At 62.5% G+C, this 19,067-nt stretch carries 23 protein-coding genes; 14 read left to right on the forward strand and 9 right to left on the reverse strand.

Annotated features, from left to right (window positions below; translation table 11 throughout):
- Position 1: 1 nt before the first annotated feature.
- The 8 genes from clsB to ACZ5RT_RS05830 all read left to right on the forward strand — a co-directional run bounded on the left by clsB (position 2) and on the right by ACZ5RT_RS05830 (position 6,113).
- Positions 2–1,228, forward strand: coding sequence for a cardiolipin synthase ClsB (clsB, locus tag ACZ5RT_RS05795; RefSeq protein WP_291923801.1), 1,227 nt, complete (start codon positions 2–4; stop codon positions 1,226–1,228).
- A gap of 85 nt (positions 1,229–1,313) precedes the next feature.
- Complete coding sequence (folE, locus tag ACZ5RT_RS05800; protein ID WP_108427582.1) at positions 1,314–2,042, forward strand: GTP cyclohydrolase I; 729 nt, start codon at positions 1,314–1,316, stop codon at positions 2,040–2,042.
- A gap of 2 nt (positions 2,043–2,044) precedes the next feature.
- Positions 2,045–2,467 carry a BLUF domain-containing protein gene (locus tag ACZ5RT_RS05805; RefSeq protein WP_108427583.1) on the forward strand — a complete coding sequence of 141 codons (423 nt, stop codon included), beginning with the start codon at positions 2,045–2,047 and terminating at the stop codon, positions 2,465–2,467.
- A gap of 43 nt (positions 2,468–2,510) precedes the next feature.
- Complete coding sequence (locus ACZ5RT_RS05810) at positions 2,511–3,389, forward strand: EamA family transporter (RefSeq protein WP_464453828.1); 879 nt, start codon at positions 2,511–2,513, stop codon at positions 3,387–3,389.
- A 1-nt stretch (position 3,390) separates the two neighbouring features.
- Positions 3,391–4,215, forward strand: coding sequence for a DUF429 domain-containing protein (locus ACZ5RT_RS05815; RefSeq protein WP_464453829.1), 825 nt, complete (start codon positions 3,391–3,393; stop codon positions 4,213–4,215).
- Between the two features lie 63 nt (positions 4,216–4,278).
- Positions 4,279–4,677, forward strand: a complete 399-nt coding sequence (locus tag ACZ5RT_RS05820; protein ID WP_464453830.1) for a cupin domain-containing protein — start codon at positions 4,279–4,281, stop codon at positions 4,675–4,677.
- 4 nt (positions 4,678–4,681) lie between these two features.
- Complete coding sequence (locus tag ACZ5RT_RS05825; protein ID WP_464453831.1) at positions 4,682–5,650, forward strand: putative transporter; 969 nt, start codon at positions 4,682–4,684, stop codon at positions 5,648–5,650.
- A gap of 19 nt (positions 5,651–5,669) precedes the next feature.
- Positions 5,670–6,113 (forward strand): SRPBCC family protein, encoded by a 444-nt coding sequence (locus ACZ5RT_RS05830; RefSeq protein ID WP_464453832.1) that lies wholly within the window; start codon positions 5,670–5,672, stop codon positions 6,111–6,113.
- 6 nt (positions 6,114–6,119) lie between these two features.
- Here the strand turns inward: ACZ5RT_RS05830 and ACZ5RT_RS05835 are convergent, their stop codons facing one another.
- The 4 genes from ACZ5RT_RS05835 to ACZ5RT_RS05850 form a co-directional block, all read right to left on the reverse strand.
- Positions 6,120–7,805 (reverse strand): SulP family inorganic anion transporter, encoded by a 1,686-nt coding sequence (locus ACZ5RT_RS05835; protein WP_291923788.1) that lies wholly within the window; start codon positions 7,803–7,805, stop codon positions 6,120–6,122.
- Positions 7,806–7,828: 23 nt separating this feature from the next.
- A complete protein-coding gene (locus tag ACZ5RT_RS05840) occupies positions 7,829–9,169 on the reverse strand; it encodes a sulfatase family protein (protein WP_464453833.1) in 1,341 nt (446 codons plus the stop codon).
- An 8-nt stretch (positions 9,170–9,177) separates the two neighbouring features.
- Positions 9,178–10,152 carry a Bug family tripartite tricarboxylate transporter substrate binding protein gene (locus ACZ5RT_RS05845; protein ID WP_291923784.1) on the reverse strand — a complete coding sequence of 325 codons (975 nt, stop codon included), beginning with the start codon at positions 10,150–10,152 and terminating at the stop codon, positions 9,178–9,180.
- Between the two features lie 65 nt (positions 10,153–10,217).
- The gene (locus ACZ5RT_RS05850) at positions 10,218–11,195 is read right to left on the reverse strand and encodes a Bug family tripartite tricarboxylate transporter substrate binding protein (RefSeq protein WP_464453834.1); all 978 of its coding nucleotides are present in this window, start codon (positions 11,193–11,195) and stop codon (positions 10,218–10,220) included.
- 110 nt (positions 11,196–11,305) lie between these two features.
- On the opposite strand from ACZ5RT_RS05850, the gene ACZ5RT_RS05855 reads away from it, so the two are divergent.
- The gene (locus tag ACZ5RT_RS05855) at positions 11,306–11,830 is read left to right on the forward strand and encodes a MarR family winged helix-turn-helix transcriptional regulator (RefSeq protein WP_464453835.1); all 525 of its coding nucleotides are present in this window, start codon (positions 11,306–11,308) and stop codon (positions 11,828–11,830) included.
- Positions 11,827–12,327: a thermonuclease family protein gene (locus ACZ5RT_RS05860; protein WP_464453836.1), complete on the forward strand. Its 501-nt coding sequence runs from the start codon at positions 11,827–11,829 to the stop codon at positions 12,325–12,327. The genes ACZ5RT_RS05855 and ACZ5RT_RS05860 overlap by 4 nt, the downstream gene beginning before the upstream one ends.
- A gap of 104 nt (positions 12,328–12,431) precedes the next feature.
- On the opposite strand, the gene ACZ5RT_RS05865 is transcribed toward ACZ5RT_RS05860, so the two are convergent.
- From ACZ5RT_RS05865 to gpmA, 3 genes are all read right to left on the reverse strand, one after another.
- Complete coding sequence (locus ACZ5RT_RS05865; protein WP_464453837.1) at positions 12,432–13,190, reverse strand: HesA/MoeB/ThiF family protein; 759 nt, start codon at positions 13,188–13,190, stop codon at positions 12,432–12,434.
- Positions 13,191–13,220: 30 nt separating this feature from the next.
- A complete protein-coding gene (locus ACZ5RT_RS05870) occupies positions 13,221–14,672 on the reverse strand; it encodes a S41 family peptidase (RefSeq protein WP_422172579.1) in 1,452 nt (483 codons plus the stop codon).
- 104 nt (positions 14,673–14,776) lie between these two features.
- Entirely contained in the window at positions 14,777–15,514 is a 738-nt protein-coding gene (gene gpmA / locus ACZ5RT_RS05875; protein WP_422172578.1) for a 2,3-diphosphoglycerate-dependent phosphoglycerate mutase, read from the reverse strand.
- Positions 15,515–15,628: 114 nt separating this feature from the next.
- Here gpmA and ACZ5RT_RS05880 point away from each other — a divergent pair, with 114 nt between their 5' ends.
- The 4 genes from ACZ5RT_RS05880 (at position 15,629) to ACZ5RT_RS05895 (ending at position 17,911) form a co-directional block, all read left to right on the forward strand.
- Entirely contained in the window at positions 15,629–16,030 is a 402-nt protein-coding gene (locus ACZ5RT_RS05880) for a rhodanese-like domain-containing protein (RefSeq protein WP_108427597.1), read from the forward strand.
- A 17-nt stretch (positions 16,031–16,047) separates the two neighbouring features.
- Positions 16,048–16,308: a glutaredoxin 3 gene (gene grxC, locus ACZ5RT_RS05885; protein WP_090043552.1), complete on the forward strand. Its 261-nt coding sequence runs from the start codon at positions 16,048–16,050 to the stop codon at positions 16,306–16,308.
- A 125-nt stretch (positions 16,309–16,433) separates the two neighbouring features.
- Positions 16,434–16,895 (forward strand): protein-export chaperone SecB, encoded by a 462-nt coding sequence (gene secB / locus ACZ5RT_RS05890; protein ID WP_108286004.1) that lies wholly within the window; start codon positions 16,434–16,436, stop codon positions 16,893–16,895.
- 17 nt (positions 16,896–16,912) lie between these two features.
- Positions 16,913–17,911 carry an NAD(P)H-dependent glycerol-3-phosphate dehydrogenase gene (locus ACZ5RT_RS05895; protein WP_464453838.1) on the forward strand — a complete coding sequence of 333 codons (999 nt, stop codon included), beginning with the start codon at positions 16,913–16,915 and terminating at the stop codon, positions 17,909–17,911.
- A gap of 19 nt (positions 17,912–17,930) precedes the next feature.
- On the opposite strand, the gene ACZ5RT_RS05900 is transcribed toward ACZ5RT_RS05895, so the two are convergent.
- Positions 17,931–18,788: a segregation and condensation protein A gene (locus ACZ5RT_RS05900; protein ID WP_108427601.1), complete on the reverse strand. Its 858-nt coding sequence runs from the start codon at positions 18,786–18,788 to the stop codon at positions 17,931–17,933.
- Positions 18,789–18,851: 63 nt separating this feature from the next.
- A complete protein-coding gene (locus tag ACZ5RT_RS05905; protein ID WP_108427602.1) occupies positions 18,852–19,058 on the reverse strand; it encodes a DUF3460 family protein in 207 nt (68 codons plus the stop codon).
- Positions 19,059–19,067: the final 9 nt, after the last annotated feature.

Raw genomic sequence — 19,067 nt, forward strand, 5'->3', positions numbered from 1 at the left:
CATGCGCCACAGTGTGTCTTTGCGAGATGGCCATCAGATTCGCCTGATCGAGGGGGGACAGGCCTATTTTGAAGCGCTGGTGGCCGCCCTGGAGCAGGCCCGCTCTCAGGTGCACATCGAGACCTATATTTTTGACTTTCACGGTGCAGCCGTGCGGGTGGCCGAGGCACTGGAGCGCGCGGCTTTGCGGGGGGTCCGTGTCTGGGTGGTGGTCGATGGCGTGGGCACATTGGCGCTGCCCCCCGCATGGCGTGAACGCTTTGCGCGGGCAGGGGTCGATTGGCGGATTTACTCGCCCTTGGGCACTTTGGGCTTGTTGATCCCCAGCCGTTGGCGGCGGCTGCACCGCAAGTTGTGCGTGATCGATGGCCACCTGGCTTTTTGTGGTGGCATCAACATCCTGGACGATTGGTACGACCCGCACCACGGCGCCTTGCCTCAGCCCCGGCTGGACTTTGCCGTTTGCGCAAGGGGGGCTTTGGTGCAACAGATGCAGGAAACCATGGCGCAGCTGTGGTGGCGCATCGAGGGGGTGCGGCATGTGCGGCAGCAGCAGTTTCCGGAAGCTTTCAGTTCCTTTCGGGCAGCCGGGCTGCATGCGCCCTGGTTGCAGCACAGCGAAGCACCCGAGGGGCACCTGGTGGCCAAGGCCGGGCTGTTGCTGCGTGACAACGTGCTCAACCGCACCCAGATCGAGCGTGCCTATCTGAAGGCCATCGGCGCGGCCCGGCACGAAATCGTCATCGCCAACGCTTATTTCCTGCCCGGCAGGCGTTTGCGCAAGGCCCTGATCCATGCGGCGCAAAGAGGGGTGCGTGTGCGTTTGCTGCTGCAAGGGCGTTACGAATACTTCATGCAGTACCATGCCGCCCGCCCGGTTTATGGGGTCTTGCTGGATGCAGGTGTCGAAATCCACGAGTACACCGCCAGTTTTTTGCATGCCAAAGTGGCCGTGGTCGATCCGGACAACGACAGGCCCTGGGCCACCGTGGGTTCTTCCAACCTGGATCCGCTGAGCTTGCTGCTGGCGCGTGAGGCGAATGTGGTGGTGGCCGACAAAGCCTTTGCCAAGCAGCTGCACCAGCGCTTGCACTTGGCCATCGAGCAGCAAAGCACCGCGGTGGTGGCCGCCCATTACACCCAAAGGCCCTGGCACCAAAGGCTGCGCGACCGCATCGCCTTCGGTTTGATGCGCTTGGCCTTGTTTCTGACCGGCAACCGCTATTGAGCGGGTGATCCCCCCCGCCTGTCATGGGCGTTTTCTGGCCGTGGAGGGGCGCTTCCCAATCGCTGTTACGATCATTGCCATGTTAATGAAAGCCCCAGACGCCATGACTGCTTCTGCCGCCACGCCCGAAGACGAAGGCGTCCCTGTCTCCGTCAAGATCCGCGAGCGCATCCATGCTGCCCGCAAACGCTTCCACGCCAACGACAACATCGCCGAGTTCATCCAGCCCGGCGAGTTGGATAAGCTGCTCGACGAGGTCACCGACAAGATGGCGGGTGTGCTCGACAGTCTGGTCATCGACACCGTGAACGACCACAACACGGGCGACACCGCCCGCCGTGTGGCCAAAATGTATTTGAAGGAAGTCTTCAAGGGCCGCTATGTGGAAGGCCCCGAGATCACCGAGTTCCCCAACGCCGAGCACCTCAATGAGCTGATGATCGTCGGCCCCATCACCGTGCGCAGTGCCTGCAGCCACCACTTTTGCCCTGTCATCGGCAAAATTTGGATCGGTGTGTTGCCCAACGAGCACACCAACGTGATTGGTCTGTCCAAATACGCCCGCTTGGCCGAATGGATCATGGGCCGCCCCCAGATCCAGGAAGAAGCCGTGGTGCAACTGGCCGACCTGATTCAGCGCAAAACCCAGCCCGATGGTTTGGCCATCGTGATGGAAGCGAGCCACTACTGCATGGGCTGGCGCGGCGTGAAGGACATGGACAGCAAGATGATCAATTCGGTCATGCGCGGTGCCTTCCTGAAAGACCCGAACTTGCGTCGTGAATTTTTGTCTTTGATTCCTAAAAAGGACTGACCATGTTGGTACGCCTGCTTTACGCCAGCCGCACGGTGGATCCGCGCCCCGAGACCATCGAATCCATCCTGGCGCAATCGCGCCAGTTCAATCCCAGCAGTGGCATCACCGGCATTCTTTGTTATGGCGGGGGCATCTTTTTGCAGGCCATCGAAGGCGGTCGCAACGCCGTCAGCGATCTTTATGGCCACATCCAGAAAGATGTGCGCCACAAGGATGTGGTGCTGCTCCATTACGAAGAAATCTCGGAGCGGCGCTTTGGCGGCTGGACCATGGGCCAGGTCGATGCGTCCCGCGTGAACACCAACATCCTGCTCAAGTATTCCGAGCGGGCCGAGCTGGACCCGTACAACGTGTCCGGCAAAGTGTCGCTGGCGCTGCTCGAAGAGCTGATGGCCACGGCCTCCATCATCGGCCGGGCTTAAACGCCATTCACCCCCCAGCCCCGCAAGGGGCTTTTTCACGCCCATGCCCCTGAGTGCACTTGCCCTGGTTGTCCTGGCCGGGCTGATCCATGCCTGCTGGAACATTGCCGCCAAAAAAGCCGGGGGCGATGTGCGCTTTGTCGGCTTCACTTCGGTGGTGCTGATGGTGTTTTGGGCTCCCGTGGGTCTGTGGGCGGGTTGGCAGCAGGTGCCGCTGTGGGGGGCTTTGGAGTGGGCACTGGTGCTGGCCAGTGCGCTTTTGCATGTGGGTTATTTCATTGTGCTGTTGCGCGGCTATCGGAAGGCAGACCTGACGGTGGTGTACCCCTTGGCCCGAGGTTCGGGGCCGCTCTTGTCATCCATGGTGGCGATTGTTTTTCTCGGTGAACAGATTTCATCCCTGGGCCTGATGGGCATCCTGGGGGTGGTGTGTGGTGTGTTCCTGATCGCGGGTGGCCCGGGGCTCTGGCAAGCCGCGCACGACCCGCAGCAACAAGCGCGTGTGCGCACAGGCATTTTTTATGGCGGCGTCACGGGCCTGTTCATTGCGAGCTACACCGTGGTCGATGGCTACGCCGTCAAGGTCGCGCTGATGTCGCCCATCCTGGTGGATTATTTTGGCAACCTGGTGCGTCTGGTGTTCTTGTTGCCCACCTTGCTGCGCGACCGCACGGCCGTGTGGGCGCTGTGGCTGCAGCAGCGACGCTATGCGCTGGTGGTCGGCATTTTCAGCCCTGTGTCGTATGTGCTGGTGCTTTATGCGCTGCAGGTGGCGCCGCTGTCGCATGTGGCCCCGGCGCGGGAAGTGTCCATGCTGTTTGCGGCCTTGCTGGGCGGCCATTTGCTGGGTGAAAAAGACCGGGGACCGCGCATCGCCGGGGCCGTGCTGATCGCTGCAGGTGTGATGGCGCTGGGGTGGTGAGATGAACACGGTGTCCTTGATCGGTTGTGATTTTTCCAGCAGTCCCAGCAGGCGCAAACCCATCGTGCTGGCGCAGGGCCAGGCTCGGCAGGGCAGGGTGCAGCTGCAGGCTCTGCAGACCTTTGACACCTTGAACGCTTTTGGCCAATGGCTGGCACAGCCCGCCGACTGGGTGGGCGGTTTTGACTTGCCCTTTGGGCTGCCGCGTGAATTGGTCGAGAACTTGGGTTGGCCCACCGACTGGGCTGGCTGCATGGACCATTACTGCGCCTTGGAGCGCAGCGACATACGGGCGCAGTTTGCGGCGTTTTGCAATGCCCGCCCGGTGGGCGGCAAATTCGCCCACCGCGCTGCAGACAAACCCGCAGGCTCCAGCCCGTCCATGAAATGGGTCAACCCGCCTGTGGCCTACATGCTGCACGCGGGTGTGCCCTTGTTGCGCCAAGCAGGCGTGCACCTGCCCGGCCTGCACGCAGGAGACGCCCGCCGCGTGGCGCTGGAGGCCTACCCCGGCCTCTTGGCACGCGAGGTGCTGGGCAGCCGCAGCTACAAAAGTGACGACAAAGCCAAGCAAACCCCCGAGCGCCTGCTGGCCCGGCGAGAACTGCTGGGCGCACTGGAGCGTGGCCAGACCCGCTTGGGCCTGCGCCTGGTGGCCAGCAACGCGCTCTTGGGGCGTCTGGCCGATGACGCCAGCGGCGATGCCCTGGACGCCACCTTGTGCCTGATGCAAGCGGCCTGGGCGCAGCAGCAGCACGAGGCGGGGCACCCGCAATACGGCCTGCCACCGTGTGATCCGCTGGAGGGGTGGATCGTCACGGCGTGAGCTTGCTTGTAGGATGCTGTTGACCTTTTAAATGAATCAGACAACGTTTACGAGGAAATAACCATGACGACACAAGGTTTCGTGGTGACCCACGCCAAGGACGCGCAGTTCGACAAAGGGCTGCGCTCGTTTTTTGAATACCGCGATTTGGGCGTGCGTGAGGCGACGGGTGGGCGTGTCACGGCCAGCGTGATCCGCGCTGCCGAAGGAGGTGCTTTTTCAAGCCAGCCCCATTTTCACAAGACGCAGTTTCAGTTGGTTTATGTGCTCAAGGGCTGGATCGAGTTCGAGTACGAAGGCCAAGGCGTGGTGAGGCTGGAGGCAGGTTCGTGCGTGCACCAGCCGCCTGAAATTCGCCACCGCGAACTGGGGCACAGCCACGATGTGGAGTTGCTGGAGGTGGTGTTGCCTGCTGACTTCGAGACCGTGACGGTGGATGACGTGAACCCGAAAGAGGTCTGAGCCGATGTTTCGCAGTTTCTTTCTCTCGCGCCGCTGGGCCTTGTGGGCTTGGGGCGGTTTGCTGGTGTTGGTGGCGCTGGTGTTCATCACGGTGCAGCAGACCGTGAAGCTCAACACTTGGTACGGTGAGTTTTACGACCTGCTGCAAAAGCCCGAGCAGGCGGGCGGGTTGGACAAGTTCTGGGCCTTCATGCTGCAGTTTGCGTGGATTGCTTTTCCCTACATGCTGCTGCGCAGCCTGGAGACGTATCTGGCCTCGCATTACGCCTTTCGCTGGCGTCAGGCCATGACCGAGGTGTATTTGCCGCGCTGGCAACGCACGGCCCACACGGTCGAAGGCGCTTCGCAGCGCATTCAGGAAGACTGCATGCGTTTTGCCCGGCAGACCGAGAATTTGGGGCTGGGCCTGGTGCGGGCGCTGCTCACACTGGCTTCGTTCATTCCGATTTTGTGGGCTCTGTCCAGCGGAATGGCCATTGCGTGGTTGCAGTTCGAGGGCTCGCTGTTTTGGGTGGCCTTGGTCACGGCGGTGGGCGGCACGGTGCTGTCGTGGTTTGTGGGCATTCGCCTGCCGGGGCTGGAGTACAACAACCAGCGGACCGAGGCCGCGCTGCGCAAAGACCTGGTGTATGCCGAAGACGACCGCAGCCGCATGGATTTGCCCACGGTGATGGGCCTGTTTACAGGTGTGCGGTTGAACAACTTTCGCTTGTTCAACCACTACGCTTACTTCCATTTGTGGAGCAATTTCTACAGCCAGACCATGGTGATTTTTCCGTATCTGCTGATGGGGCCGTCGCTGTTCACCGGGTTGATCACACTGGGCGTGATCCAGCAGGTCAGCAACGCGTTTGGCAAGGTGAACGAGGCGTTTTCCTACCTGATCGAGCGCTGGACCGACATCACCGAGCTGCGCTCGATTTACAAGCGACTGACCGAGTTTGAAGAAAGCCTTGCTGCAGGCGCACAATGATTTTTTGGAGACAACAGCGATGCCACACACCGTCAAATTCCAGCGCGTTTTCCGTGCGCCTGCCGAGCGTGTCTTCCGCGCCTTTGTCGATCCGGACGCGATGTGCAAGTGGCTGCCCCCGCATGGTTTCACGGGCCGTGTGCATGAGATGGATGCCCGCATCGGCGGGCGTTATCGCATGTCGTTCACCCATTTCGGAAGCGGGCAGTCACACAGCTTCGGGGGTACGTTTCTGGAGCTGGTGCCCGGTGAGCGTTTGAGCCACACCGACAGTTTTGACGATGCCAATTTGCCCGGCCAGATGGTGACCAGCATCACTTTCAAGGCCGTGTCGGTGGGCACCGAGGTGAACATTGAGCAATCCGGTATTCCCGACATGATTCCGCCAGAGGCCTGCTGTCTGGGCTGGCAGGAGTCCTTGCAGCTCCTGGCGCTCTTGGTCGAGGCCGAGATCCCGACCTGACGGGGCTCAGATTGCCGCAGCGGCGATGTCGGGCGGCAGCGGGTCCAGCGCTCGCAGGGCCAGCAAGGCCTCGGCATCGGTGCGGTAGAGCCTGAGTTGGGGGCCGTCGTGCAGCTCCCCGGCCCGGCGCAAGGCGGTCTCCACGGGCAGCTTGATGCCGCTGATGTGCAAGGTGATGCCCCGACTGCTCAGTTGGCGGTGCAACTGACCAAAGGTTTCCACACCCGTGGCGTCGACCCGGTTGATGGGCTGGGCAAACAGGCAAACATGGCGCACCTGAGGGTGCTGGGCCAGGTGATCGGTGATGGCCCGCTCAAAATCACTCGAGGCCGCAAAGTCCAACTCGGCATCCATGCGCAAGGCATAGAGGTTTTGCGCCAGAGGCGGCAGCTGCCACAGGTGCCGGTCGCGCAGGCTGCCGTCGGGGTGCAGGCCCACTTCGATGATGCGCGGGTGCAAGCGGGTGTGCAGGAAGTGGCTCAGCCCCACCAGCACACCGGTCATCACCCCCCAGTAAATGCGCGGGGCGGTGGCCAGGGTGATGGCAAAGGTCACGCCCGCCGTGAGGGTCTCTACCCGGTCAATGCGCCAGAGTTTCAGAAACTGCCGGGGCTGGAACAGGTTGAGCACGGCCACGATGACGGCGGCCGCCATCACCGAGCGCGGCACGAACTGCAGCGCAGGCATGAGGATCAGCAAGGCCAGCAGCACGAAGCCGACGGAGGCTACCACCGCCCAGCCTGAGCGCGCACCCGCATACAGCATGAGCGCCGAGCGCGAAAACGAGGTGCTGGTCGGGAAGCTGCCCGAGAACGCCGAAGCGAGCTTGGCCAGGCCCTGGCTGAAAAGTTCGGTGCTGTCGTCCCAGCGTTTGCCGTCGCGCTGGCACTCGATGCGGGCGCTGGAGGCGGTCTCCAGAAAGCTCACCAGCGCAATCACCATGGCGGGCACCCACAGCTGATTGAGCATCTCCAGGCCTGGCCAATGCGGCCAGTAAAAGTCAGGCAATCCCGAGGGCAACAGCCCCACAATGGCGCCGTGCTCGGCATAGCCCGTGACATAACCCAGAGCCGAGGCAGCGCCCATCACCAGCATGATGCCCGGCCAGCGGGGCTTGAATTTGCGCAGCAAGAGCAGCACGGCCAGGCTGCCCAGCCCAAACAGGGCAGGCCAGCCTGTGAGCCAGTCGGACCAGGTGGACACATCCCAGCGCCAGGCTTTGACGCCCAGCAAGGCAGGCACCTGCGAGGCCATGATCAACAAGGACGCGGCTTGTGTGAAGCCCATCATCACCGGGGCGCTGACCAGGTTGATGAGCCAGCCGTAATGCCCCAGACCCAGCAGCAGCTGGATGCCCCCAGACAGCAGCGACAGCCACACGGCCAGCGAAACCCATTCGGCTGAGCCTGGCTCGGCCATGCCCGTGAGGGAGGCACCGATCAACACACAGGTGAGCGCTGCGGGACCCACCGACAAGCGGTTGGCACTGCCAAACAGCACGGCCAGCAGGGCCGGGATCAGGCAGGCATAAAGCCCCGTGACCAGGGGCATACCGGCCAAACCGGCATAGGCCACGGCTTGCGGCACCATCACCAAGGCCACCGTCAGGCCGGCCAGCACCTCGGTGCGGGCCAGTGCTGCGGTCAGACGGGGCCAGTCTCGGAAGGTGAGGAATTTTTTTATATAAGCCATGCCCGATCTTAGCCGCCCTTTTTTCAGCGCTGGGGCATGTCCTTGACCGAATAACCCAGGCTGATGGTGGCGTCTTCGGGGATGGCGGGCACGGTGCTGTCCCAGGCTTCCCATGCGGCGCGCAGGCTTTGCAGCTTCTCGGGTTGGTGCTTGGCCAGGTTGGCCCGCTCGCGCTCGTCGGCCGGGATGTTGAACAGGTAGTCGTTGCCGTCGACCCGCAGGTATTTGTAGTCGCCCATGCGCAGGGCGCGCTGACCGCGGTGGTTCATGCGCCAGTACAAAGGCCGCTCGAACTGGTGCTTGGCGTTGCGCAGCACCGGGGCCAGTGACACGCCATCAAACGGGTGCTCGGCATCGGCTTTTGCGCCTGCCAGCTCCACCAGGGTGGCCGACCAGTCCATGGTCATGCAGTGCTGGGTGGATGTGCCGCCGGGCGCGATGACGGCAGGCCAGTGCGCGATCCACGGCACGCGGATGCCGCCTTCGGTCAGGTCCATCTTGCCACCCACCAACGGCCAGTTGTCGCTGAAACGCTCGCCACCGTTGTCGCTGGTGAACACGATCAGCGTGTTGTCGAGTTGTCCGTTTTTTTTCAGGGCATGAACCACCCAGCCAATGCCTTCGTCCATGTGGTGGATCATGCGGTGGTAGGTGTGGATGTTGCCGCCGTGCAGGTGGAACAGGTTGTCCTTGACCTCTTGCGCCAGCGCGTGGTCCTCGCGTGTTTCCCAGGGCCAGTGCGGCGCGGTGTAGTGCAGGCTCAAAAAGAAGGGCGTGCCCTGCGCAGCGCCGGGTGCCATGCGGTTCACGTAGTCGACTGCACGCTGCGAGAGCAGGTCGGTCAGGTAGCCGTCTTCGTGCTTTTCTTCTTCGTTGCTGTAGAGGTCGTGCGTGCCGTTGTTGCTGGCATGGGTGAAGTAGTCCACGCCACCCGACATGGGGCCAAAGAATTCTTCGTAGCCCGACTTGATGGGGCTGAAGTGGGGCGGGTAGCCCAGGTGCCATTTGCCGATCAGGGCGGTGCGGTAGCCGCTGGCTTTCAGCAGCGAGGGCAGCGTGGGGTGCGCGGGTGGCAGGCCCAGCACGGCACTGCCTTTGCTCTTGCTGTTGATGGGCTCGTCGGCCCCGCCACGCAGGCGGTACTGGTAGCGGGCGGTCATGAGTGCAAAGCGGGTGGGCGAGCACACGGGCGAGTTGGAATAGCCTTGCGTGAACTTGAGGCCGTTGGCGGCCAGTTGATCGAGCACGGGCGAGACCTTGCCAAACTTCGCGTCGCGGCCGCCGTAGCAGCCCAGATCCGCAAAACCGAGGTCGTCTGCCACGATGAAGATGATGTTGGGGCGTTGGGGCATCTGGGTCGTCATGTGGAGAATCAATCGACTTTCATGCCCGTGGACTTGACCACGCGGCCATAACGCTGCGACTGGTCGCTCAGGCGTTTGACGGCGTCCGGACCGATCAGGCCTTCGTAGAACAGGTCCATGCCTGCCAGCTGGCCTTGTGTGTCAGGGCGCTTCAAGGCGTCGGTGAAGGCTTTTTGCAACAGCTGCACCACCGGCTCTGGGGTGGCGGCAGGCACCATGGCCACGTAGAGCACTTCGAGCTCCAGGTCTTTCAGGCCCAGTTCGGCCACGGTGGGGACATCGGCGGCCGAGCGGGAACGCTGGCGGCTGGTCACCGCCAGCGCGGTGATCTTGCCGGTCTTCACATGGGGCAGCATGCCCGGTGTGGCCAGCACGCCTGCATCCACCTCGCCCGCCAGCACTGCCGTGACGGCCGGGGTGTTGCCTTTGTAGGGCACATGCTGGATTTTGATGTTCGCGGCGTCCATGAAGATTTCAGCGGCCAGGTGACCGGGGCTGCCGCTGCCTGCGCTGCTGAAGTTCAGGCCCTTGCCTTTGCCCTGGGCGATCAGGTCTTTGAGCGTTTTGAAGCCGGTGCTGGGGTGCGCCCCCACCAGCAAGCCCGAAGAGACCATGACCATGATGGGCCGCAGGTCAGCTGGCTTGAAGGCCATGCCCTTGTAGATGTAGGGATTGACCGTGAACGTGGTGTCGATGCCGAACAGCACGGTGTAGCCATCGGCCGGGCTTTTGGCCACAAAGTCAGCGCCGATGTTGCCGCCTGCGCCGGGCTTGTTTTCCACCACCACGGGTTGCTTGGTCTGGCTGGTGATGAACTCCCCCACACTGCGGGCCAGAAAATCAGCCGGGCCACCTGCCGGGAAGTTGGTGACGAATTTGATGGGTTTGTTGGGGTAGCTTTGGGCCGATGCAGGAGTTGTCCAGGCGCAAGCGGCCAAAGCTAAACACAGCGCGGTGCGCCAAATGGGATTGGAGATGTTCATGGGAATTGAAGGAAGTGGATGCCCAGCTGCCGCAGCAGCTGGGGCGGGGGGAAACAGCCGATGCATCAGTCCAGTTGCACGCCCGTGGCCTTGATGGGTTTTTCCCAGCGGGCCAGATCGGTTTTTTGCGCTGCAGCCAGCTCGGCCGATGTGGAGCCAATCGGCTCGTAGCCCAGCTTGACCATTTTGTCTTTCATGGCCGCGCTGCGGGTGATCTTCATCATGGCTTTTTCCAGGCGTGCAAGGGCATCGCCTGTCAGGCCTGCGGGGCCGTACATGGCAAACCAGGCCGTGGCCTCCATGTTCACACCCGACTCCTTGAGGGTCGGCACTTCAGGCACTTGCGGGTCGCGCTGGCTGCCGGTCACGGCGATGATGCGGACCTTGCCCGCCCGGTGCATTTCGGCGGTTTCGGACACCACGTCAAATTTGTAGCCGATGTGGCCGCCCAGCAAGGCGTTGTTGGCGGGTGCACCGCCCTGGAAAGGCACATGGTTCAGGCTGATGCCGGCCGATTGCTCCATCAGCACCCCCATGAAGTGGGGCAAGGTGCCCGCGCCGGGCGTGCCATAGCTGGCATTGCCCGGGTCGCTCTTGGCCTTGGTCACCATCTCGGCCACATTCTTCGCGTTGCTGGCGGGGCCGGAGACCACGCCAAACTGGAAGCGGGCGATCTGCGAGACGGGGGTGAAGTCTTTCACCGGGTCGTAGTCGAGTTTTTTGTAGACGTGCGGAAACAGCACCATGGGACCGCTGGGCAAAACGATCACGGTCTGGCCATCGGGCTTGGCCGCCTTGACGGCGTTGAGCGCGATGCGCCCGCCTGCGCCGGGCTTGTTGTCCACGACGATGGTGCCAAAGTCCTCGCGCAGGGCGTCGGCCACCATGCGGGCCAGGATATCGGCAGAGCCACCCGGTGGAAAACCCACCACGATCTTGAGTGGTGGTTTGTCTTGTGCCTGCAATCCGGGCGAAAGCATGGCCAAAGACAGGGCGGCCAGCCCCAGAAGGCGGCGGGTGATTGGGCGGTGGGTTGATGGCATGAAAGTCTCCGAATAGGCGGGGCTCGGCTGTCCCCTGTTGAAAACGCAAGACAGAATGTAGTGCCCTGACCGACATTTGATCTAATCAATCAACCCCCGAGAAAACCCTGATGCCCTTGTCCCCGTCTCAACGTCTGGCTTCGATTGAGGACCTGCTTTTGTACAGGCTGGGTCGTTTGGCGAGCGTGGGCGGCGCCATGGTGGTGCGCCTGTGCGAAGGCGGTTATGGCATCACGCGGCGCGAGTGGGCCGTGATTGGTCAGCTGTACGAGGGCGGCAGCCTGCCCCCTTCGGTGCTGGCCGAACGCATGCACCGCGACCGCGCCCGCACCTCGCGGACCCTGACCGCTTTGGTGGCCAAACGCCTGGTCTTGCGCACCATCCCGGCCCATGACCGCCGCAGCGCCCTGGTCGGGCTGACCCCGGCGGGTCGGCAACTGTACGAAGCCCTGATGCCCCAGGTTCAGGCCATCAACAGCCAGATCCTGTCGGTGTTGCAGCCTCAAGAAGCGGTCCAATTGGACGAAGCGCTGGCGCGTTTGCAAGTGCGCGCCCAAGCCTTGCTGGCCGAGCGCAGCCCGGACCTGCCCAAAGCCAACCGCAGGCAGGGGCAGCGCCGCAAGGACGCTTTATGAGCCTTGGGTTTCGGTGGGGGCTGGCTTGCGTGGCTTGTCTGGCTTGCGTCACCCTTCATGCTGCTGAGACATGGACAGGCTGGGTCAGCTGGGTGATGGATGGTGACACCGTCTTGCTGGTGCGCGATGGGCAGCACGAGCCCGTCAAGCTGCGGGTGGACGGCATCGATGCGCCCGAGACGTGTCAGCCAGGCGGCGCCCAAGCCCGTGACGCGATGATCCGCCTGGCCTTGCGCAAGCCGGTTCAGGTGGTCGATCTGGGCCAAGACCATTACGGTCGGCAGCTGGGCCGTTTGTCGATGGACGGGTTGGACCTGGGGGCTGAAATGGTGCGCACCGGCATGGCTTGGGCTTACCGCTTTCGGACCGGAAAAGGGCCTTATGCCCGTTTGCAGCGCCAGGCACAAACTCAAAAAATCGGCTTGTTTGCAGCAGCTGAGACCGCCATGTCGCCACCTGTGTTCAGGAAATTCCATGGCACTTGCCATGGCCTCTGAAGGGGCTGGCATTCGCGAGCAGGCACTCGCTCCCACATCCATCTTGGTCTCGGTCTCTGTGGCAGGCCGCCCCTGCGGCCGAATGCTGGATTGCGCGCGTCTGTTCAGTCTTGGCGGTGCGCTGCGCACACCGGGCAGGCCGGGTTGCGTTGCATGCGGATGTCGGTCCAAGACAGCTCGCGCCCGTCGAGCATCAGCAAACGCCCGGCCATGTGGCTGCCCATGCCGCTCAAAATCTTGAGGGCTTCGGCCGCTTGCACCGTGCCGATGATGCCCACCAGCGGTGCGAACACGCCCATGGTGGCGCAGCGGGTTTCTTCGGGCTGGTGTTCTGGCGGGAAGATGCAGGCGTAGCAGGGCGCATCGGCCTGCGTGCTGTCAAACACCGAGACTTGCCCGTCCATGCGGATGGCCGCGCCCGAGACGAGCGGTTTGCGGTGCACCACGCAGGCCAGGTTCACGGCCTGGCGGGTTTCGAAGTTGTCGCAGCAGTCGACTACCACATCGGCCTGGGCCACCAGGGTGTCCAGCAGGGCCGCATCGGCCCGTTGCGTGATGGGGGTGACGTGAACGTCGGGGTTGATCTGGGCGATGGCCGTGCGCACCGACGCGGCTTTGGATTGGCCCACCCGGTCCAGTGTGTGGGCAATCTGGCGCTGCAAGTTGGTGGCGTCGACCTCGTCGTGGTCGACCACGGTGATGTGGCCCACGCCCGCACTGCCCAGGTACAGGCTGACCGGAGAGCCCAGGCCACCAGCCCCAATGATCAGGGCATGCGAGGCCAGCAATTTTTCCTGGCCGTCGATGCCCAATTCATTGAGCAGGATGTGCCGCGAGTAGCGCAGCAGCTGCGCGTCATCCATGCGCTTTGCCCATGGTCGTTTCCATGGCGCTCAGTCTTCTTTCTTCTCGACCTTGCGCTCGGCCAAGGTGGTGCTGGCCTTGACGGGCAGGCCTTTGAGTTGGTTCAAGGCCTGGATCAACTGGAAGTCCTTGTCCGAGCCGAACTCGGGCAGGCGCCGTTCGGCCGCAGGCTTTTTGGATTCCTCTTCCAGCTTCTTGATGGCTTCTTCGCGGGCTTTCTCGCGGGCCGGGTCTTTCTTCTCCTCGGCTTCCTTGCCGTTGGAGAGGTGTTTTTCCAGATCGGCTTCGCGCGTGCGCAAGGCCGAGAAGACGTTGCCGTTTTCGGTTTCGTCCAGCATCACCTCAGGCACGATGCCTTTGGCCTGAATGGCGCGGCCGTTCGGCGTGTAGTAACGGGCGGTGGTGATCTTGAGCGCGGTGTCCGGCCCCAGTTGGCGCACGGTTTGCACCGAGCCCTTGCCAAAGGTCTGGCTGCCCATCAGGGTGGCGCGTTTGTAGTCTTGCAAGGCACCGGCCACGATTTCACTGGCTGAAGCAGAGCCTTCGTTGACCAACACCACCAAAGGCACTTTTTTCAGCGCACCACCTGTGGCCGCTGTCATGCGGGTGATGGGGTCGTTGCTGCTGTTGCGACGCCAGAACTGGGGCGTGGCTTTGTAGGTGAATTTGCTTTCTTCGAGCTGGCCATTGGTGGTGACCACCGTGACGTTTTCAGGCAGGAAGGCGGCAGACAAGGCCACGGCCGCGTCCAGCAGACCCCCGGGGTCGTTGCGCAGGTCGAGCACCAAGCCTTTGAGCTGCGGCTCTTGCTTGTACATCTCTTCGATCTTGCGGGCAAAGTCGTCCACCGTGCGTTCCTGGAACTGGGACACGCGAATCCAGCCGTAACCCGGCTCGACGATTTTGGACTTGACCGATTGGGTCTTGATCTCTTCGCGCACGATGGTCACCGGGAAGGTGCGGTTCTCGGACTTGCGCAAGATCGTCAGCAGCACTTTGGTCTTGGGCTCACCGCGCATGCGCTTGACCGCCTCGTTCAGCGACAGGCCCTTGACGGCGGTGTCGTCGATCTTGGTGATCAGGTCATTGGGCTTGAGGCCGGCCCGGTCGGCGGGTGAGCCTTCAATGGGCGACACGATCTTGACCAGGCCATCTTCCTGGCTGATTTCGATGCCCACACCCACAAATTTGCCCGAGGTGCCTTCGGAAAATTCCTTGAAGCTTTTCTTGTCGAAATACTGGGAGTGGGGGTCCAGGCTGGCCACCATGCCGGAGATGGCTTCCGAGATCAGTTTTTTCTCGTCCACAGGCTCGACGTAGTCACTCTTGACCATGCCGAACACGGCGGCCAATTGCTGCAACTCTTCCAGTGGCAAAGGGGCCATGTTGCCGCGTGCCACGGTTTGCAGTGACACCGTGGTCAGCGCCCCGGCCAGTGCCCCGACGCTGATCCAGCCCGCGATCTTGAGTTTTTGTCCCATGTGCTTGAGTGTTCCCAGTCAGAAGCTGATCAATATACACCCGCCAGCAGGGGGTGCTGGGTGAACCGGTGTCAATTCCCTGTGACGCCTGTGCAGATCCAAAATCAGGCTTTGCCTTGGCTGGCCACCGCTGCAGCGGCCTGGGCTGCGGCTTCGGCGTCGCCCAGGTAGTAGTGGCGAATGGGCTTGAGGTTCTCGTCCAGCTCGTACACCAGGGGGATACCGTTGGGGATGTTCACACCCACGATGTCCTGGTCCGAGATGCCGTCCAGGTACTTGATCAGGGCGCGGATCGAGTTGCCGTGTGCGGCGATCAGCACACGTTTGCCCGCCTTGATGCTGGGGGCGATGCTGTCGTTCCAGGCGGGCAGCACGCGGGCCACGGTGTCCTTGAGGCACTCGGTCAGCGGCACAACATCGGGCCGGGGGTAGCGGCGGTCGTTGCGCTCGCAGCGGGGGTCGGTCGCTTCCAGGGCGGGTGGCGGGGTGTCGTAGCTGCGACGCCAGATCAGCACCTGCTCGTCGCCGTATTGCTTGGCCATGTCGGCCTTGTTCAGGCCCTGCAGGCCGCCGTAGTGGCGCTCGTTCAGGCGGTAGTCCTTGACCACGGGCAGCCAGGTGCGGTCCATTTCGTCCAGGGTGTACCAGAGGGTGTGGATGGCGCGTTTGAGCACCGAGGTGTAGCACAGGTCAAAGTCCCAGCCTTCGGCTTTGAGCAGCTTGCCGGCCGACATGGCCTGGCTCACGCCAGTGGGGGTCAGGTCCACATCGGTCCAGCCGGTGAAGCGGTTTTCAAGGTTCCAGGTGGATTCGCCGTGGCGGATGAGGACGATTTTGTACATGTTGGGGAAAGCAGCACGGGCTGCGAAAAACAGGGGGAAAGGCCCGCATTTTAGAATCTGGACTTGGCGGCTCGCTGACGGGCCGGTATTTTGTGGTTTACAAAGGTCTGATTCGTGAAATTTCTCCTCGACAACTGGATGCTCATCACCGTGGCCCTGGCCTCGGGTCTGGCATTGCTTTTCCCTGCTTTGAACAAAGGCCAAGGTCTCAGCCCCCAGGACATGGTGCAGCTGATGAACCGCGAAAAAGCCATCGTCATCGATGTGTGCGAGCCCGACGAATTCGCGCGTGGCCATGTGATCGGTGCCAAAAACCTGCCTTTGGGGCAGCTGGAAGAAAAATTGGCCCAAGTCGTCAAGAGCAAGTCGGCCCAAGTCGTCATGGTTTGCCAGGTGGGGGCCCGTTCGGCCCGCGCGGCAGCCACGGCCCGCAAACTCGGTTTTGAGAATGTGCAGTCTCTGGCCGGTGGCCTCAAAGCCTGGCAAGCGGCCAGCATGCCCGTCGAAAAAGCCTGATACCCAAGGAACTCCCCATGCAAAACGTCAAGATGTACACCACCGCCGTTTGCCCATACTGCGTGCGTGCCAAGCAGTTGCTCAAAGCCAAAGGCGTGGAGCAGATCGAAGAAATCCGCATCGACCTGGACCCCGCCCAGCGCGACCACATGATGCAGATCACGGGCCGCCGCACTGTGCCGCAAATTTATGTGGGTGACACCCACGTGGGCGGCTGTGACGACCTGATGGCGCTCGACGCCAAGGGCGGCTTGGTACCTTTGCTGCAGGCGGCCTGAAAACCCTTGGGGTTTTCACAGGCGGGGCAGCGCCCCTGGCCTGTTTCTGATCGCTGATAATTGACCTGTTTCATCCTTGGGCGGTCCCCTGTGGACTGCCCGTATTTTTTCTTCAAGAGAATTTCATGACCGATACCGCTGTCAACACCGAAGCCCAATCCCCTGTTTTCCAGATCCAGCGCGTTTACCTGAAAGAGGCTTCGCTGGAGCAGCCCAATTCGCCCGCCATCTTGCTGGAGCAGCAGCAACCCAGCGTAGACATCCAGCTGGGCGTGGAAGCCACCCCGGTGGCCGAAGGCGTGTTTGAAGTTTGTGTCACCGCCACCGTGCACACCAAGATCGCCGACAAGACCGTGTTCCTGGTCGAGTGCAAGCAAGGCGGCATCTTTGAAATCCGCAACGTGCCCGAAGACCAGATGGGCGCGATCATGGGCATCGCTTGCCCGCAAATCGTGTACCCCTACCTGCGAGGCAACGTGGCCGACGTGATCACCCGTGCAGGCTTCCCGCCCGTGCACTTGGCCGAGATCAACTTCCAGGCCATGTACGAGCAGCAGCAAGCCCAAGCTGCCGCCACACAGCAGTAAAACCGCACGCACTCGGCATGCAGATCACCGTCATCGGTGCAGGGGCCTGGGGCACCGCGCTGGCCATTGCGGCCAGCCGCCAGTCTGCGCACCGGGTGGTGTTGCATGCACGTGACGCGGCCCAAGCCCAGGCCCTGCAGCAGCAGCGCCGCAACGAGCGTTACCTCCCCGGCATTGAACTGCCTGCAGCGCTGGCCATCTCGTCAGGCCCGCTCGATGCCCTGCTGCAGTTTGCCCGTGCCGAAGACCTCTTCATCATCGCCACCCCCATGGCGGGCCTGCGCAGCACCTTGCTGGCGCTGCAGGGCGTGCCCGCCTCGGTGGCCTGGCTGTGCAAGGGTTTTGAAGCGGGCACGGGCCTCATGCCCCACGAAGTGCAAGCCCAAGTGGCCCCCCAATTGCGGGCCGGAGCGCTGAACGGCCCCAGTTTTGCCCAAGAAGTGGCCCGCACCCAACCCACCGCTTTGGTGGCGGCCAGCCCCCATGCCTCTGTGCGGGAGGCGCTGGTCAAGGCTTTTCATGGCGGGGCGCTGCGTGTGTATGCCAACGAAGACATCGTCGGCGTGGAAGTGGGGGGCGCCGTCAAAAACGTGTTGGCCATTGCCACGGGTCTGTGCGATGGTCTGGACTTGGGGCTGAACGCCCGCGCAGCCCTCATTACCCGAGGCCTGGCCGAAATGACCCGCCTGGGCGTCGCGCTGGGCGCCAAACCCGAGACCTTCATGGGCCTGTCGGGTCTGGGCGATCTGGTGCTGACGGCCACGGGTGACCTCAGCCGCAACCGCAAAGTGGGCTTGTTGTTGGCCCAAGGCATGAGCCTGCAGCAGGCCGTGACCTCGCTGGGCCACGTGGCCGAAGGTGTTTACAGCGCCCGCACCGTTTGGCAGCGCGCCCAAAGTCTGGGGGTGGACATGCCCATCACCGAAGCGGTGGTGGCTTTGCTCGATGGCCGTCTGCAAGCCCGCGAGGCGGTTCAGGTGCTGATGGGGCGCGGGCCTCGGGGCGAGGCGGTTTGACGCGCAAGGTCTGAGGCCTTCAGTTCGGCGTGTAAGCCAGCCGAACGTAAATGGGTGCAAAGGCTTCGGCCTGGGTGATTTCGATCAGGGTTTCCTTGGCCAGTTCCAGCAGGGCGATGAAGGTCACCACCAACACGGGCACGCCCAGGGTCGGGTCGAACAGGTGTTCAAACTCGACAAATTTACGGCCTTGCAGGTGCTTGAGCACGATGCTCATGTGCTCGCGCACACTCAGTTCTTCGCGGCTGATCTTGTGGTGCTGCACCAGGTTGGCGCGTTTGAGGATATCGCGCCAGGCCGATTGCAGCTCGTCCATGCTGACGTCCGGAAAGCGCGGTTGCAGGCTTTGCTCGATGTAGACCTGGGCCTGCAGAAAATCGCGGCCGTATTGTGGGATCTCGTTGAGCTGCATCGAGGCCAGCTTCATCTGCTCGTATTCGAGCAGGCGGCGCACCAGTTCGGCACGCGGGTCTTCGGCCTCTTCGCCTTCGGCCACCTTTTTGGGTGGCAGCAGCATGCGCGATTTGATCTCGATCAGCATGGCCGCCATCAGCAGGTATTCGGCGGCCAGCTCCAGGTTGCGTTGGCGGATCTCGTCGACATAGGCCAAATACTGGCGCGTGACTCCCGCCATCGGGATGTCGAGGATGTTGAAGTTCTGCTTGCGGATCAAATAAAGCAGCAAGTCCAGCGGCCCTTCGAAAGCCTCCAGAAACACCTCCAGCGCATCCGGCGGGATGTACAGGTCGGTGGGCATGGAAAACAGCGGCTCGCCATACAACCTTGCCACGGCCACATGGTCGACCACCAGCGGCATGGACGCGGGCGTGTCCTGCGCCGATGCAGGCAATTCAGTGGGTGAGCTGGGATGGGTCATGGATGGGCCGCAGCCAAACGGTGCAGCGGGCAGATTTCGCCCGGTGCGCGTTCAGCGCCAGATTCAGGACGCCTGGGTTTGGTAGACGTAGGGCTTTTGGGCCACGCGGGCGCTCTTGAACGCCTGTTGTTCGTCACGGCTCAGCTGCTTGTCCCACAACAGTGCGCGGCCCTGGCGTTGCTCGGCTTCCAGCTCGGGGCGCTGGGCCTTGAGTTGTTCGATGAACTGGGTGGTGTCGGACGTGTAATCAGGGCGGCGAAAAATGGACATGACGGGCTT

It is taken from the genome of Limnohabitans sp. TEGF003 (assembly GCF_055395455.1).